11 protein-coding genes are annotated in these 16,367 nt (G+C 72.4%); 8 read left to right on the top strand and 3 right to left on the bottom strand.

What is annotated here, in order from left to right:
• Positions 1–62 precede the first annotated feature (62 nt).
• From SERN_RS08975 to SERN_RS08950, 6 genes are all read left to right on the top strand, one after another.
• Positions 63–635 (top strand): NYN domain-containing protein, encoded by a 573-nt coding sequence (locus SERN_RS08975; RefSeq protein WP_135849729.1) that lies wholly within the window; start codon positions 63–65, stop codon positions 633–635.
• A 78-nt stretch (positions 636–713) separates the two neighbouring features.
• Positions 714–1,439: a response regulator transcription factor gene (locus SERN_RS08970; protein WP_135849728.1), complete on the top strand. Its 726-nt coding sequence runs from the start codon at positions 714–716 to the stop codon at positions 1,437–1,439.
• The gene (locus SERN_RS08965; protein WP_135849727.1) at positions 1,436–3,007 is read left to right on the top strand and encodes a sensor histidine kinase; all 1,572 of its coding nucleotides are present in this window, start codon (positions 1,436–1,438) and stop codon (positions 3,005–3,007) included. Before SERN_RS08970 ends, SERN_RS08965 begins: the two co-directional genes overlap by 4 nt.
• 119 nt (positions 3,008–3,126) lie before the next feature.
• The gene (locus SERN_RS08960) at positions 3,127–4,011 is read left to right on the top strand and encodes an HD domain-containing protein (RefSeq protein ID WP_199241554.1); all 885 of its coding nucleotides are present in this window, start codon (positions 3,127–3,129) and stop codon (positions 4,009–4,011) included.
• A 67-nt stretch (positions 4,012–4,078) separates the two neighbouring features.
• Positions 4,079–4,372 carry a WXG100 family type VII secretion target gene (locus SERN_RS08955; RefSeq protein WP_135849726.1) on the top strand — a complete coding sequence of 98 codons (294 nt, stop codon included), beginning with the start codon at positions 4,079–4,081 and terminating at the stop codon, positions 4,370–4,372.
• A gap of 75 nt (positions 4,373–4,447) precedes the next feature.
• The gene (locus tag SERN_RS08950) at positions 4,448–5,383 is read left to right on the top strand and encodes a DUF4031 domain-containing protein (RefSeq protein WP_135849725.1); all 936 of its coding nucleotides are present in this window, start codon (positions 4,448–4,450) and stop codon (positions 5,381–5,383) included.
• A 317-nt stretch (positions 5,384–5,700) separates the two neighbouring features.
• On the opposite strand, the gene pulA is transcribed toward SERN_RS08950, so the two are convergent.
• The 3 genes from pulA to groL form a co-directional block, all read right to left on the bottom strand.
• On the bottom strand, positions 5,701–12,105 hold the full coding sequence (gene pulA / locus SERN_RS08945; RefSeq protein WP_233251567.1) for a pullulanase-type alpha-1,6-glucosidase: 6,405 nt from the start codon (positions 12,103–12,105) through the stop codon (positions 5,701–5,703).
• 235 nt (positions 12,106–12,340) lie between these two features.
• Positions 12,341–12,931, bottom strand: coding sequence for a hypothetical protein (locus SERN_RS08940; RefSeq protein ID WP_135849723.1), 591 nt, complete (start codon positions 12,929–12,931; stop codon positions 12,341–12,343).
• A gap of 165 nt (positions 12,932–13,096) precedes the next feature.
• Positions 13,097–14,725: a chaperonin GroEL gene (gene groL, locus SERN_RS08935; protein ID WP_135849722.1), complete on the bottom strand. Its 1,629-nt coding sequence runs from the start codon at positions 14,723–14,725 to the stop codon at positions 13,097–13,099.
• A gap of 230 nt (positions 14,726–14,955) precedes the next feature.
• Here groL and SERN_RS08930 point away from each other — a divergent pair, with 230 nt between their 5' ends.
• The gene (locus SERN_RS08930; protein WP_135849721.1) at positions 14,956–15,453 is read left to right on the top strand and encodes a hypothetical protein; all 498 of its coding nucleotides are present in this window, start codon (positions 14,956–14,958) and stop codon (positions 15,451–15,453) included.
• A complete protein-coding gene (locus SERN_RS08925; protein WP_233251566.1) occupies positions 15,450–16,367 on the top strand; it encodes a hypothetical protein in 918 nt (305 codons plus the stop codon). Before SERN_RS08930 ends, SERN_RS08925 begins: the two co-directional genes overlap by 4 nt.

Here is a 16,367-nt window from a genome sequence, read left to right as displayed (position 1 = left end):
CTTCCCGGGGCCCGCCGTCGTGCGAGTCGGACTCCGCCGCGCCACGTCGTTACTGTGAGCCCATGGAGCCCGAGCAGACCCAGCGCCGCACCTACCTCCTGGTGGACGGCGAGAACATCGACGCGACCCTCGGGATGAGCGTGCTGGGCCACCGCCCCGCCCCCGAGGAGCGTCCGCGCTGGGAGCGCGTGACCAACTACGCGCAGGCCCTGTGGAACCAGCCGATCACCGCGCTGTTCTTCCTCAACGCCTCCTCGGGTCAGATGCCGATGGGCTTCGTGCAGGCGCTGCTGGCGCTCGGCTACCACCCGATCCCGCTGTCGGGAAGCTCGAACGAGAAGGTCGTCGACATCGGTATCCAGCGCATGCTGGAGGCCATCTCGGCCAACGGCGGCGACGTGCTGCTCGCCAGCCACGACGGCGACTTCCTCCCGCAGGTGGAGCAGCTGCTCGAGGGCGACCACCGCGTCGGCCTGCTGGCCTTCCGCGAGTTCGCCAACGCTCGCTTCACCGAGCTGACCGAGGACGGTCTGACGATCCACGACCTCGAGGACGACCTCGGCGCGTTCAACACGCCGCTGCCGCGCGTCCGCATCATCCCGATCGGCGCGTTCGACCCGATGCGCTACCTGTAGGTCGGCCGTTCGGCGCGGCCCCGGCGGCGTCCAGGGAGCTCCCAGGCAGATCCCAGCCGACGGGAGCACAATGGCGGCATGTCCGCCACCACCACGCCCGAGGCGCGGGTCGTCGTCGTCGACGACGAACCCAGCCTCCGCGACCTCCTGGTCGCCTCCCTGCGCTTCGCCGGCTTCGACGTCGCGACGGCCTCGAGCGGCCACGACGCCCTCGAGGTGATCGCCCAGGTCGAGCCCGACCTCGTCGTGCTCGACGTGATGCTGGGCGACATCGACGGCTTCGAGGTGACGCGTCGGCTGCGCGAGCGCGGCATCCGGGTGCCGGTCCTGTTCCTCACGGCGCGCGACGACGTCGCCTCCACGGTCGCGGGTCTGACCGTCGGCGGGGACGACTACGTCACCAAGCCGTTCAGCCTCGAGGAGCTCGTCGCGCGCATCCGCGCCGTGCTGCGCCGCACGCACGAGACCGACGACGACTCGGCCGTGCTGCGCTACGCCGACCTCGAGATCGACTCGGACGCCCGCGAGGTGCGCCGCGGCGGACGTCTCATCGAGCTCTCCCCCACCGAGTTCGAGCTGCTGCGCTACCTGACCGCGAACGCCGGCCGGGTGCTCTCGCGCGCCCAGATCCTCGACCACGTGTGGGACTACGACTGGCGCGGCGAACCCACGATCGTGGAGTCCTACATCTCCTACCTGCGGCGCAAGGTCGACGCCGCCGATCCTGCATCGCCCGACGGCGGAGCGCCGGTCCCGCTCATCCACACCCGCCGGGGCCTCGGGTACGTCCTCAAGACGCCGTGACGGCCTGGCGCCAGCTGCCGCTGCGCGCACGGCTGGTGGTGCTGTTCTCGATCCTGCTGACCTTCGCCCTGGTGGCGGTGGGCGGGCTCGCGCTCACGCTGCTGAAGTCCTCGCTCGTGCGCGAGGTGGACCGCCAGCTGGGCAGCGCCGCGCAGGACATCGTGACCGCGGCGTTCTCGGACGCCCAGGGGCTCGGGAGCGCGAGGAACTCCACCCTGCCGACGGACTACGCCGTCGTGATCGCGACGCCCGACGGCGAGGAGGTCCAGCGGTGCGTGCGGAACGACTGCGTGGTCCTGCCCTCACCCGGCGGTGAGGCCGCGGCGGCCGAGCTCGGCGGGCCGACCCTGGCGGGGCTCGACGTCGACGCCGTGTCCGAGCGCGCCGGCAAACCCTTCGCCGTCGGTGGCACCGACGGGGTGTCGTGGCGCGTGATCGTCGCCCCCCTGACCAACGACTACGGGACGGTGACGGGCACGGCCGCCGTCGCCCTGCCCCTCACGGCCGTCAACGCGACGATGGGGATGATGGCGGGTGCGCTCATCGCCGTCGGCGGCGGTGTGCTGGCGCTGACCGCGATCGCGACCTACGCCGTCGTCCGCTCGAGCCTGCGGCCGCTGCGCCGCATCGAGGCGACGGCGGCGAGCATCGCCGCTGGCGACCTCACCCTGCGCGTGGACGAGGCACCGGCGAGCACCGAGGTCGGCTCGCTCGCGGCCTCCCTCAACACGATGCTCGGGCAGGTGGAGTCCTCCTTCACGGCGCGGCAGGCGAGCGAGAACCGGATGAAGGCGTTCGTCGGCGATGCGAGCCACGAGCTGCGCACGCCGCTGGCGACCGTGACCGGGTACACCGAGCTGTACCGGATCGGCGGCATCCCGGCCGACGAGGTGCCGGGCGTGATGGCGCGGATCGAGGCGTCGTCGGTGCGGATGACGGCGCTGGTCACGGACCTGCTCTCGCTCGCGCGGCTCGACGAGGGCGCACCGATGACGATCGAACCGCTCGACGTGCGGGTGCACCTCGAGGATGCGGCGCGGGACCTGCGGGTGCTGGATCCGACGCGGCGGGTGACGGTGGTGGCGGGTTCTGCTGGGGCTGGGTTCGGTGCCGGGTTCGGCGCTGGGCTGCGAGCCGTGGCGGCGGACGACGGGGCGCTGCGCCAGGTGCTGACCAACCTCGTCGGCAACGCCGCCGCCTACACGCCGGAGGGATCGCCGGTGGAGCTGGTGGCGACCGACTCCGAGGACGGCGTGCTGATGTCGGTGGTCGACCACGGGCCCGGTGTGCCCGCCGAGGACCGGACGCGCATCTTCGAGCGGTTCGCCCGACTGGACGCCGGACGTTCCCGCGACGCCGGCGGGTCCGGGCTCGGGCTGTCGATCGTCTCGGCGATGACGACGGCGCTGGGCGGCTGGGTGCGGTGCGTCGAGACGCCGGGGGGCGGGGCGACGATGCAGGTGTGGCTGCCCGCCGTCGAGGTGGACGACCCCGGTGCGGGGGCTGACGACGGCGGCGCGCCGGCCGGGCAGCACGTGGCGGGCGAGTTCGGCCCCGTCCCACGCTGAGGCGGCCGCCTCCTCCCCCCGACCCGTCGCTCTTCGGACCTCGGCGACCCGTGCCCTGAGGCGCCTACGTTCGGGGCTACGATGGCTCCCGCTCGTGATCCGACACAGAACAGAACTGGATGCCTGAGATGGGCTTCATCGAAGCTCCGCAGTGGCTCGTGCCCGCCTTCACCCGAAGCGCCAGGGCCATCGGCGCCGACGCTCCCACGCACCTGATCGAGTCCGTCGCCGAGGGTCTGGTGGCCAGCTGGTCCAGCCCCGACCGCTTCCACCACGCGATCAAGCACCTCGTGGACGTGCTCGCCAGCATCGACCAGCTCGCCGAGGAGACGCACGACCCCGACGTCGTGCGCATCGCCGGCTGGTACCACGGCGCCGAGTTCACCGCTCTGGCGCGGGCGTCCTACGCGCACAAGGGCGGCGAGGACACGATGGCGAGCGCGGAGCGCGCTCGCCGGGAGCTGCCGGAGCTGGGCATCTCCCCGACGATCGTCGAGCGGATCGCCGCCATGATCGCGCAGATCCACCGCCACTCGGCCTCCACGGTCGACGTCGACGCCCAGGCGCTGAGCGACGCCGACCTCGCCGGCCTCGCGTGCGAGCCCCAGAAGTACGCCGCGTATCGCAAGAACATCCGGGCCGAGTACGCCCACATCCCCGCCGAGGACTACCTCGAGGCGCGCATCGCGATCCTGCGGAAGCTGACCGACCGCCCGAAGATCTTCTGCTCCCCGATGGGGCGGCAGTGGGAGGAGCCGGCGCGCGAGAACATCGCGGCCGAGCTGTCCCGCCTGACGGTCGAGCTCGAGCGGGTCGAGGCGGCGTCGCAGGGTCCGGACGCCGACCCGGCCGCCGGTGGCCCCGAGGCCGGCGCTCCGGTGGACGTGACGGACGTGGCCGAAGCGGCACGCCTGCGCCGCGACGCGCTGTCCCCCGACCCGCGCGCCGCGCGCGGCTACACCTCGACCCTGGGTCGTTCCCCGCGCCCCGACCCGCGTTCGTAGCCTCGGGCACGACGACGCCTCCGCGGCCGGCACGGCCGCGGCGATCGCGCCGGTTCGAGGAGATTCGATGACCAGCTTCCGTGTCGACGCCGAGGCCGTGGCCACGGCCGCCCGCTCCACCCGCACCTCCGGTGTGACGATCTCGACCGAGGTCGCGGCGATGATGTCCCACCTGACGTCGCTCGAGTCGACGTGGCAGGGTGCCGCCTCGGCCCAGTTCGCGACGCTCGCGTCCCAGTGGCGTGCCACGCAGGCCCAGGTCGAGGCGAACCTCGACGCGATCGCCCTCGCGCTCGACAACGCCGCCCGGCAGTACACCGACACCGAGGCCAGCGCGACGCGGCTGTTCACGGCCGTCTGACCGGCGGGTCCGACCGGCGCGGTCGCCCGACGGCGGTCGGCGGCCGGGCAGCCCGGCGCGGGCTAGTCTCGGTCGGTGGCCGTGCTCGTCGATCCCCCGCTGTGGCCGGCGCACGGCACGCTCTGGTCCCACCTGGTCTCCGACCACTCGCTCGCCGAGCTGCACACCTTCGCCGCCGACGCCGGGCTCCCCGCCCGCTCGTTCGACCTCGACCACTACGACGTCCCGGCCTCGCGTCACGCCGAGCTCCGGGACCGGGGGGCGCTGGCCGTCGACGCCGGCACGCTCGTGCGGCGACTGCGCGCCTCCGGGCTGCGCCGCACGGAGCGCGAGCGCATCGGCCAGGTCGAGGACCTCCGCGCGGCGTGGGCAGCGCTGGCGCCGGGCGGGTTGGGCGGGCCGACGGCGGACGCGTGGACCGCCGTCGGGGAGGACCTGCTGGCACGGTGGGGCGAGAAGGGCCGCCTCCACCACGGCCGCACGCACCTGCGCGAGGTGCTCGACTCCGTCGACCTCCTGGCCGCCGACGGCGTCACGCCGGAGCAGTCTCGCCGCGCCTGGCTCGCCGCGTGGTTCCACGACGCTGTGCACTCCTCGGGGCGTCGTCACGACGGCCCGCTCCCCCGCGGTGTCACGGACGAGCAGGCGTCGGCCGACCTCGCCCGCCACGCACTGACCGGACGGGTCGCGACCGAGGTGCGCGACGACGTCGTCCGCCTCGTGCTCCTCACCGCCACGCACCGACCCGAGGCGGGCGACGCCGTCGGTGCGCTGCTGTGCGACGCCGATCTCGCCGTGCTCGGCCAGTCCCCCGCGCGCTACGCCGACTACGCGGCCGCGATCCGCGTCGAGTACGCCCACGTCCCCACCGACGTCTTCCGACCGGCCCGCGCCGCCGTCCTCGAGCAGCTGCTCGGGGGACCCCTGTTCCACACGACGGCCGGCCGCCGCCGCTGGGAGGACCAGGCACGAACCAACCTGAGCGCGGAGATCACCGCCCTCCGCGCCTGACCCAGCACGTCGCCCCGCGCACGCACTGCCCGACCGGGGCGAGAACGCCCCAGGCGGCTCGAACGTCCGTCTCGAGCAGCGAGGGGCGTTCTCGGCGGGTGGTGCGGGGTGCGGGGTTCCGGGGCCCCGGGTGCGGGCCCCGTCGCGCCTCTCCCGCCACCCCACCTCCTGTCGACGATGCGCTCGGCTGCTGTATCGCCCGGATACAGCACCCACACGCATGGTCGACGAGCCGCACCCGAAGCGAGAATGCGCCCCGCTGCTGTATCGCGCGGATACAGCAGCGGAGCGCATTCTCGGCGGGTGGTGGGGCGGGGCTACCCGGCGAACCCCTTGTCGTAGAACCGGAACAGGAACGCGGCCATCGCGTCGCGCGCGACCGGGTTGAGCGGCTGGTAGTAGTCCCGGCCGTCGTTGCCGATCCAGCCCCGGCCGATCTCGGTGGACTTCATCCAGGCGATCTCGGCGTAGAACTGGTCGCCCGGCGCCACGTCCTGGAACGGCGAGACCGCGGGCGGGGTGAACTCCGGCGAGTCCGCCGCGCGGTAGAGGAACGCCGCCATCGCGTCACGCGCGATCGGTGCCAGCGGACGGAACTCGAAGGTCCCGTCCCCCCGCGCCCAGCCCGTCGAGATCCCGGACTCGTGCAACCACGCGATCTCCGCGTAGAACTGGTTCGTCGTGGCGACGTCCACGAACGGCGACGTCGTCGGCGGCTCGTAGTCCGACGGTGCGAGCAGCCGGAACAGGAACGCCGCCATGGCGTCGCGCGCCACCGGCAGCAGCGGCCGGTACTCGGCCGTCCCGTCGGCGTTCGGCCAACCGGTCGAGATGCCGCGCTCGGCGAGCCACGTGATCTCCGTGAAGAACTGGTTGTCCTCGGAGACGTCGGTGAACTCCGGGGCCGGGGCGACGCCGTCGGCCTCCTCCACCAGCACCACGTAGCTGCGCGCCGGCACCGTCAGGGCACCGGTCGCGGCGTCCCACGCCGTCGCCTTCACGACGGCGTCGCTCCCGTCGGCCTGCGCCGCCGTCAGCGCGTACTCGCGCCCGGCGAGGTCGGTCAGCGGGAACGTGACGGCGTCCGGCGAGGCGTTGAACACCACGAGCGCCGAGTCGAGCGTGTCGGAGACGCTCTCGCCGACCGTGTCGTCGACGAGCATCACCACGGTGCCGGCCGCCGCGTCCGGACCGGACGCCGGGAAGGAGACCTTCTCCTTGATGAGGTCGCCCGATCCGAGACGCAGCAGGTCGACCTCGCCGCGGACCCGGAGCAGCTCGAGCGCCTGCTCGTTGGACGCGGCCATGTCGGCCGGCGCCGGCTTCAGCGCGGGGTCGGCGAGCAGCGGGCGCATGTCGGCCCACTTCTCCTCGTTCGACCACGCGCCCGGCAGGCCGGACCCGAACGTGCTGTCCTGACCGGTCCAGTCGATCCGGTTGAACCAGTCGCCGGAGTTGTAGGAGTCGCGGTCGAGCGACTTGCTGCGCAGCAGCTCGGTCCCGGCGTGCCAGAACGAGGGCGACTGCGACAGCGCCACGGTGGCCAGCGACAGCGTGTTCATGCGCACGCGGTCCGCCATCGGGGTGTCGGCCGGCAGCTTGAGCACGCCGATGTCGTAGAGCGTCTCGTTGTCGTGCGCGTCGACGTAGTTGATGACCTCGTCGGGCTCGACCGCGTACCCGGCGGGCGCGCCGCGGTAGTCCAGCTCGTCGCCCCGGACGGTCTCGCCCGAGGCCGCCGTCAGCTCGTAGTCGGCGAGGTTGCCCGCCAGCCCGAGCTTGACCAGGTCCGTGAGCCCGCCGAGCTCCGCCGAACCCGTCCGCGAGCGCCCGTTGGGGTCGGTTCCGAGCCCGGTGCCGAAGCCCTGGTCGAACGTCGAGGACCCGTCGACCGGGCTGCCGCCGTGCACGCCGTCGCGCAGCCGGTCGTTGAAGGTGCCGATGCCCGTGCCGCCGAGCTGACCCTGGGTGGCCTGCTCGAACAGCGCGTTGTCGGCGACCTCGCCGAAGTTCCAGCCCTCGCCGTAGAGGTAGACCGACGAGCCGTCCACACCGTCCTCGGCGAGCGTCAGCTCGTCCAGGGCCGCGCGCACCGCGAGCATGTTCTCCCTGCTGTGGTGGCCCATGAGGTCGAACCGGAAGCCGTCCACGCGGTAGTCCCGCGCCCACAGCACCACGGCGTCGACCATCAGCTTCTGGGCGACCTCGTGCTCCGTGGCGATGTTCTGGCAGCACGTGGAGGTCTGCACGGAGCCGTTCGCGTCGAGCCGGTGGTAGTAGCCCGGCACGACCTGGTCGAGGACCGACGTCGCGGCCTGACCGGACGCGGCGGTGTGGTTGTAGACCTGGTCGAGCACGACCTGCAGCCCGGTGGCGTGCAGCCCGCCGACCATCTCGCGGAACTCGGCCACGCGCGCCCCGCCCTCGGGCTCGGCCGCGTAGCTGCCCTCGGGTGCGAGGAAGTGGTACGGGTCGTAGCCCCAGTTGTAGCCGTCGGTGTCGCGCTGCGCACCGACGCACGCCTGCTGGGCCTCGCCGGCCGGGTCGGCCGCCGAGAGCGCGACGAGGTCGCAGTCCGGCGTCGTCTGCGCGGCGCGATCCTCCTCGATGCTGGCGATGTCGAACGTCGGCAGCAGGTGGACGGTGTTGATGCCCGCGTCGGCCAGCTCGGCCAGGTGCGTCATCCCCGCGGAGCCGGTGCGCGTGAACGCCTTGTACGTGCCGCGCTCGGCCTCCGGGACGGTGGTGTCACCGATCGAGAAGTCGCGCACGTGCAGCTCGTAGATCGCCCGGTCCACCGGACGGTCGACGATCGGCGCCGCCGTGTCCTCCCACAGCTCCGGCTTCAGGTCGTCGGCCGCGAGGTCGACCACCACCGAGGAGGTGGAGTTCGTCGTCAGGGCGACCGAGTACGGGTCGCTCACCTCGTTGGTCTCGACGGCGCCCGTGCTGGGTGCGTAGACGCTCACCCGCCAGGAGTACAGGTCGCCGACGGCGAGGCTCGCCGCCGTCGTCCAGGTCCCGGTCGCGTCGTCGCGGGTCGCGGCGACCTCGGTCGGGGTGGTGCCGGCCGCCGCCCCCGCGGGGGTGCGGAGCAGCACGGCGTCCTGCGCCGTCGGCGCCCACAGCGTCGCTGCGGCGGACGCACCGCTGAAGACGAGGCCGAGGCTCGCGTCCGCGACGCCGTCGGCGTAGAGGTCGTCGAGCACGCCGGGGATCTGCACGCCGGTGGCCGCCGTGAGCTCACCGCCGCTGCTCTGCGTGACCCAGACCTGCTCGGTCAGGATCGAGGCGGCGTCCGCGCGGGAGAGCCCCTCGGCCCGCAGCACGGTGTACCCGGCCAGGGCCGGGAATCGCTCCGCGACGTCGGCCGGCAGGCCACCGCTCACCGGCGTGAGGGCCACCGCCTCGCCCCCGGTGACGGCGCCGTCGGTCACGGCGAGCGACGCGTCCGCGGAGTGGTGCAGCGTCCAGGTCGCGCCCGCGGCCGGAGCCCCGAGCGTGCTGGGCCAGGCGAGCAGGTCCTGCGTCACCCAGTGCGCCTGCAGAGTCCCGGTGCCCGCGAGCGGCGGGTTCTCGGCCGTGATCGTCAGCAGGTGCGTGGCGATGTCGTAGCTGAAGGTGGTGATGGAGCCCTCCGTGGCGGAGAAGAGGATGTTCTGGCCGTCGCGGACGCCGTCGGCGCCGTAGTTCTCGCCCCAGCCGACGCCGTGGACCACCTTGATCTCGTACGCCCCCGTCGGGAGCGCGTCGGTCGAGAACGTGTACGTCCCGTCACCGTCGGAGTCGGTCAGCCACGCGCACAGCTCCCCGGGCATCCAGTCGGCGGTGCAGCCGAGCTCGCTCTGGAGGTTCCCGGCGAGGGAGACGATCGGGCCCTGGGAGGTGTTGGAGAACTGCTTGCTGACCGGGTCGAAGTAGAACGTGATCTCGCCGCCCGCGTGCGTGTAGAGCGCATTGCCGCCACCCGGTACGCCGCCGACGCCGAAGTTGACGTCCCAGCTGCCGTTGACCGCGACCTTGTACTCGTAGTCCCCGGCCGGGAGGTCGAACGTCCCCGCCCAGATGCCGTCGGGGCGCAGCGTGAGGGCGGCGTCGGCGCAGTCGGGCTGCCAGTCGGCGGCGCACCCCATCTCGGAGTTGTGGCTGCCGGGGACGGTGACCATGTCGTAGGTGGGCTGCTCGGGCTCGGTGGGCGCCGCCGTCGTGACGTCGGTGCCGACCGAGGCGAACGTGGACGCGGCCGACGTGGCGCCCGAGGCGTCCACGGTGACGGCGCGGTACTCCACGAGCGTGCCGTCGGCGAGGCCGTCGGTGGTGTGGAACACGCGCGGGGTGGTGTCCTCGGCGGTGCCGAGAGCGGTCCACGCGTCGTCGCCGACGACGCGCCACGCGAACGAGGTCTCGCGCCAGGAGTCGTCCACCGCGACGGCGACCGGGGCCACGCCGTCGATCGCGGCACCGGCCGAGGGCGCGGTGAGGGCGACGTCGGAGACCTCCGCGGGCGTCGAGACCTCCTCGTCCGCCACGAGGACGACGGCGGAGCGCGCCGGCACGCTGACGCTCACCAGGCCATCGGCGTCGGAGGAGGTGGCGACCGTCTCGCCGAACAGCGGCGTGAAGGCGGCGTCGGACGTCAGCGCGGGGACGAAGACGGTGCGCGCCGTCGCGGCGTTGTTCGTCACCACGAGGTGCTCGATCCGCTCGTCGCGGTCGACGCGGGAGAAGGCGTAGACGCCGTTGGTCGCGTCGACGAGGCGCTCGATCTGCGCGCCGTCGGACAGCGCCGGCGTGGTGGTGCGCAGCTGCGACAGGTCGGCGATGGCCGTGTACAGCGGCGCGTCGGTGTCGTAGCGGTCCACGCTGCCGGCGACCTCACCGGTGACGAGGTTCTGCTCGGCGAACTCGGGCACCTGCGTGGCGAAGAGCGACTGGCGCGCGTCCTTGTCCTTGCCGCCGAGGTCGCCGTCGCCGACGAAGCCCTGCTCGTCGCCGTAGTAGACGACCGGCTGGCCCCGTGTGAGGAACATCAGCTCGTGCGCGAGCTGCGTGCGCTGCAGCGGGTCGTCCGTCTGGCGCAGGTAGTACGCCGCGCGGCCCATGTCGTGGTTGCCGAGGAAGGTCGGCAGCGCCGAGGCCGAGGTCGTCGGGGTCGTGTAGTAGTCGTCGCCGGCGAACAGCGCGGCCAGCGTCGAGGGGGCGTTGCCCGCCGAGAAGGAGATGGCCTGCTGCTGGAAGTAGAAGTCGAGCACCGAGTCCATGTCGGTGTTGCGCACGTACGGGCTCAGGAGCTTCGGGTCGGCGTCGTAGACCTCGCCGAACATGAAGAAGTCGGGGCGACCCTGCGCCGTCGCGTGCTCGGAGACGGCTTGCGTGAAGACGTCCCAGAACTCGGTGTTGACGTGCTTGACGGTGTCGATGCGAAAGCCGTCGATGCCGAGGTCGACCCACGCGTCGTAGACGTCGACCATGCCGTCCACCACCTGCGGGTGCTCGGTCATGAGGTCGTCGAGCCCGTCGAAGTCGCCGAAGGTGACCGACTCCCCCGACCAGGTCGAGTTGCCGCGGTTGTGGTAGAGCGTGGGGTCGTTCAGCCAGTCCGGGGTCTTGGCGTCGGCGTTCGCGCCCGCGAGCACCGGCGTGTACGGGAACGACGTCGCCGGGTCGAGCGCGGGGAAGTCGTCCGTGCCGGCGTAGTCGGCCGGGTCGAAGACCTCGCCCGCGGCGTCGGTGTAGGGCGAGGTGGCCGCATCGACGTAGGAGTACTCGCCCTCGGCGTAGTCGATCACGTCGGCCGTGTGGTTGGTGATGATGTCGAAGTAGACCTTGATGTCGCGCTCGTGCGCGTCGTCGATGAGCGCCTCGAGCTCGGCGTTCGTTCCCAGGTGCGGGTCGATCTGCGTGAAGTCGGTGATCCAGTAGCCGTGGTAGCCCGCGGACGCGTCGGCGCCCGTGCCCTGCACCGGACGGTTCTCGAAGGACGGCGTGAGCCAGATCGCCGTCGTCCCCAGGTCCTCGATGTAGTCGAGGTTCTCGTGCAGACCGGCGATGTCGCCGCCCTGGTAGAAGCCCTTGTCGGTCGGGTCGAAGCCGTGGTCGAGGCGGCCGCCCGCGATGCCGGCGGTGTCGTTGGACGTGTCGCCGTTCGCGAACCGGTCGGTCATGACGAAGTAGAAGACCTCCTCGGCGCCGGGCTGGCGCACGGGGGCGGACACGAGGGCGTCGTCGGCCTCGGTGTACTCGCCCGCCAGGTCGAGCGGGGTCAGTCCGATGCGCTTGGTGGTGTCGTCGAACGTCACGCGCAGCGTGGTCGTGCCCGCGACCGTGAGCGGCGCGTTGTCGGCGCCACCCTCCCGGCCGTAGGACTCGTCGAACGAGCCGTTGACGGTGACCTTGTACTCCCACTCCCCCGCCGGGAGCTCGATGTCGGCGCTGTAGACGCCGGGGACGTCGGTCGCGGCCAGGACGGTGTCGGCGCAGGTCGGGTCCCAGTCGGCGGCGCAGCCGAGCTCGGACTGGAGGTTGCCGACCAGCGTGAAGGTGCGGTCGTCGGCGGCGGCTGCGGCGGGCGCGGGGGCCGCGGCGGCACTGTCGCCGGGTGCCGCGGCGGCCACCGTGGTGCCGGCGAAGCCCGCGGCCCCGCTGAGCAGCAGCGAGGCGGCGAGGGCGGATCCGATGCCGCGGCGTCGGCCGCGGGACGGGGTGGATCGGGTTACGCGCACGGGGGTCACCTGTTCGTCGTCGGGCAGGTCGCGTGTTTCGCGAGGTGCGCGTCGGTGCGCACCCCACGAGTGTGCTCTTCGCCGCAACAGAGTGCAAGCGTTGCAACACGTTGCAGCGACCCGTCGGGTCGAACCCCGACGACGACGCCGAGGTAGACCCGTTCGCGGCGACACCGACCCGCGTGGGGTCGGTGTCGCCTCGTTCGGGTCTACCCCGGCGAGGGGTGGGGCGGGGTCAGCTCAGCTGCGAGTTGACGATCGCCCCGAGGACCAGACCGAGCACCGTGCAGGAGATCGCGATGATCAGCGCGATCTTCGCCGCCTTCTCCCGACGGCGCAGCGCCAGGGAGGACAGGACGATCGCCGCGCCGCCGAACAGCGGCGGGAAGAACAGGATCGCGATCAGCGAGAGCGGGAACGAGGTGATCGTGCGCCACGACATCGGCACCGTGCCGGTCGGGGCGTACTGGTTCTGGGCGTAGGGGGTCGGCGCGCCGTAGGGGTTGGGCTGGCCGGGCTGACCGTAGGGCGACGGCGGCGCGGGCGGGCCGGGCGGCACCGCACCGGGGCCACCGGCGGGCGCGCCGTAGCCGGCGGGCGAACCGTAGGACCCGGGTGCGCCGGGGGCGTCGAAGCCGCCGGGGACGGGCGGGGGGTTCTGGCCGGGCGAGGCATAGGCGCCGAACGCCGGCTCCTGCGGGGCGACGGGCGGGGCCGCGGGCGGCGCGGGCGGGACGGGCGGAACGCCGGCGTCCTGCTGGCCGTTCGTCTGGCCGTCCTGCTGGCCGTTCGGCTGCTGCCACTGCGGCTGGTTCGGGTCGGTCACGGGCGGTGCCTCCTGGCTGGTGCAGCGGAGGATCCGCTGACGGGTCGGATCCCGGTGGGAAACCACCGGGTGCGACGACGGCGGACGGTCACCTCGCGGTGACCGCCCGCCGTCGCCGGTGGTGCGGGTCGTGCTGGTGCTGCAGACGCTACGGGAGCGAAGGGCTCAGAAGCCCATGCCACCCATCTCGTCGCCGCCACCGGCCGGCATCGGCTGGGCCTTCTCCGGCTTCTCGGCCACGACGGCCTCGGTGGTGAGGAACAGACCGGCGATCGAGGCGGCGTTCTGCAGAGCGGAGCGCGTGACCTTGACCGGGTCGTTCACACCGGCGGCGAGGAGGTCCTCGTACACACCGGTCGCGGCGTTGAGGCCGTGACCCGCGGGCAGGCTGCGGACCTTCTCCGCCACGACGCCGCCCTCGAGGCCGGCGTTGATGGCGATCTGCTTGAGCGGCGCGTCGATCGCGACCCGGACGATGTTCGCCCCGGTGGCCTCGTCACCCTCGAGCTGCAGGGTCTCGAACGCGACCTTGCCGGCCTGGATGAGCGCGACGCCACCACCGGCGACGATGCCCTCCTCGACGGCGGCCTTCGCGTTGCGAACGGCGTCCTCGATGCGGTGCTTGCGCTCCTTGAGCTCGACCTCGGTCGCCGCACCCGCCTTGATGATGGCGACGCCACCGGCGAGCTTGGCGAGACGCTCCTGGAGCTTCTCGCGGTCGTAGTCCGAGTCGGAGTTCTCGATCTCGGCGCGGATCTGGCTGACGCGACCCTCGATGAGGTCGGCCTCGCCGGCACCCTCGACGATCGTCGTCTCGTCCTTGGTGATGACGACCTTGCGCGCCTGGCCGAGCACCGACAGGTCGGCGTTCTCCAGCGTGAGACCGACGGTCTCGGAGATGACCTGACCACCCGTGAGGATGGCCATGTCCTGCAGCATCGCCTTGCGGCGGTCACCGAAGCCGGGCGCCTTGACGGCGACGGAGCGGAAGATGTTGCGGATCTTGTTGACGACGAGCGTGGCCAGGGCCTCGCTGTCGACGTCCTCGGCGATGATCACCAGCGGCTTGCCGGACTGGATGATCTTCTCCAGCAGGGGCAGCAGGTCCTTGACCGTCGAGATCTTGGACTCGACCAGCAGGACGTACGCGTCCTCCAGGACGGCCTCCTGGCGCTCCTGGTCGGTGACGAAGTACGCCGACAGGTAGCCCTTGTCGAAGCGCATGCCCTCGGTGAGCTCCAGCTCGAGACCGAGCGCGTTGCTCTCCTCGACGGTGATGACGCCTTCCTTGCCGACCTTGTCGATCGCCTCGGCGATGAGGTCGCCGATGGCCGGGTCGTTGGCGGAGATCGCGGCCGTGGCGGCGATCTGCTCCTTCGTCTCGATCTCGACGGCCTGCGTGCGCAGGGCCTCGGTGACGGCCTCGACGGCCTTGTCGATGCCCCGCTTGAGGGCGATCGGGTTGGCGCCGGCGGCGACGTTGCGCAGACCCTCGCGCACGAGCGCCTGGGCCAGGACGGTGGCGGTGGTGGTGCCGTCGCCAGCGACGTCGTCCGTCTTCTTGGCGACCTCCTTGACGAGCTCGGCGCCGATCTTCTCCAGCGGCTCCTCGAGCTCGATCTCCTTGGCGATGGAGACGCCGTCGTTGGTGATCGTGGGGGCGCCCCACTTCTTCTCCAGGACGACGTTGCGGCCCTTCGGGCCGAGGGTCACGCGGACGGCGTCGGCGAGGCGGTTGAGGCCCCGCTCCATGCCGCGGCGGGCTTCCTCATCAAAGGCAATGATCTTGGCCATGGTGGCGTGCGATCCTCCGTGTCGACTGTGGTTGCCGGGCGATGCCCGCGACGGACGACGCCCGGCGAGCGGTCATGTCCCGCTTGCCCTGACGCCTCATCGGTACCGGCAGGTTTGTCACTCTCACTACGAGAGTGCTAACGCCATTATTGGCACTCTCACCCCCCGAGTGCAAGCAGCGACGGCTCGTTCCGCCCGGGGCGAAGAGGCCGGGCGGTAGGTTGTCCCGGGTGACCAGGACGACCCCGGACGAGATCGATCAGAGGACGGCCGCGCCCGTGCGCCGGCTCGGTCGGGTCGGCGTCGCCTGGCGGGTGGGGGCGACGGCGGTCGTGCTCGCCGTGCTCGTGGCGGGCCAGGTCAACGACACCGACGACTACTTCCCGCTCGGGTCGCTGTCGCAGTACGGCGCCCCGAAGGACCTGAACGGCACGGTGCGGTCGGTCTACCTGGAGGGTCTGCTGCCCGGCGAGACCGAGCCGGTCGTGATCGGCCTGAGCCATGCGAGCACCGGTGTCGCGCGCGGCGAGATCGAGGGCCAGCTCGGCCGGTTCGTGGACGACCCCGCGCTGCTGCAGTCCCTCGCCGACGCCTACGCGCAGCTGCGCCCCGAGCGCCCGCAGCCCGAGGTCCTGTACCTGCGGCGCTCGGTCGTCCAGCTGCAGGACGGCCACGCCGTCGGCGAACCCGAGATCCTGACCCTGGCGACCTGGGAGGTCACGCGATGACGACCTCGTCCACCCCGTCGGCCCCGGCTTCCGCACCGGCCCCGGCCGCGAGCGCCTCCCCCGTCCGCCGCGCGCTGCGGGCCGGCACCGACTGGTTCCTCGCCCCCGTGCCGCTGGCACGGGTCGCCGCGTTCCGTGTGCTGATCTACGCGTTCGTGGTGCTCGACGTGCTCTGGATCCGTACGAGCGTCGTCCCGCACGGCTACGTGCCCGACCTCTACCGCCCGACGTGGCTCGCGCGCGCCGTCCACCTCCCCGCCCTGACACCGCTGCAGGGCGAGATCCTGCTGTGGTCGCTGCTCGCGGCGTGCGTGGCGGGGATCGCCGCCGTCGTCGCGGGCCGGCTGCAGCGGACCACCGGCGTGCTCGTCGCGCTCGGGTTCTGGGTCTGGATGCTGAACTCGCAGGGCTACGGCTACATCAGCCACGACCACCTGGCGCTGATGGTCGCCGTCACCGTCCTCCCGACGGCGGGCCTGACCCGCCTGCGCGACCACACGCCGTCGCAGGCGGCGGGGTGGGCGCTGCGCGCGATCCAGCTCGCGGTCGTCGCGACGTACTTCGGGTCAGCCGTGCTGAAGTGGATGCGGTCGGGCAGCCCGGCCGGCTGGGCCAACAGCGCCGTGTTCGTCTGGGCGATCATGCGCCGCGGCTCGCCGCTGATCCGCTGGACGCTGGAGTACCCGTGGCTGCTGATCCTCGGCCAGTGGGGCCTCTACCTGATCGAGCTGCTCTCCCCCGTGGTGCTGTGGCTCCGCGGCCGGTGGCTCTACGTCGCGATCTCGACGTTCCTGTTCTTCCACCTCGCGACGTTCCTGTCGCTCGGCATCCACTTCCTGCCGACCGTGGTCTGCTGGGCCGCGTTCCTGCCGCTCGAGAAGCTGCCGTTCCTGCGGGCTCGCGCGCCCCGCTGA

Origin of the sequence: Serinibacter arcticus, assembly GCF_004786095.1 — a bacterium.
In the GTDB taxonomy this organism is placed as follows: Bacteria; Actinomycetota; Actinomycetes; order Actinomycetales; family Beutenbergiaceae; genus Litorihabitans; species Litorihabitans arcticus.
Note: the sequence above shows the minus strand (reverse complement) of the source record. Positions and strands in the feature narration are given on the sequence as shown.

Bases quoted from the DNA above. Each gene is read 5' to 3' on its own strand.
- SERN_RS08975 (WP_135849729.1), top strand. From the start codon at position 63: ATGGAGCCCGAGCAGACCCAGCGCCGCACCTACCTCCTGGTGGACGGC.
- SERN_RS08970 (WP_135849728.1), top strand. From the start codon at position 714: ATGTCCGCCACCACCACGCCCGAGGCGCGGGTCGTCGTCGTCGACGAC.
- SERN_RS08960 (WP_199241554.1), top strand. From the start codon at position 3,127: ATGCCTGAGATGGGCTTCATCGAAGCTCCGCAGTGGCTCGTGCCCGCC.
- SERN_RS08955 (WP_135849726.1), top strand. From the start codon at position 4,079: ATGACCAGCTTCCGTGTCGACGCCGAGGCCGTGGCCACGGCCGCCCGC.
- groL (WP_135849722.1), bottom strand. From the start codon at position 14,725: ATGGCCAAGATCATTGCCTTTGATGAGGAAGCCCGCCGCGGCATGGAG.
- SERN_RS08925 (WP_233251566.1), top strand. From the start codon at position 15,450: ATGACGACCTCGTCCACCCCGTCGGCCCCGGCTTCCGCACCGGCCCCG.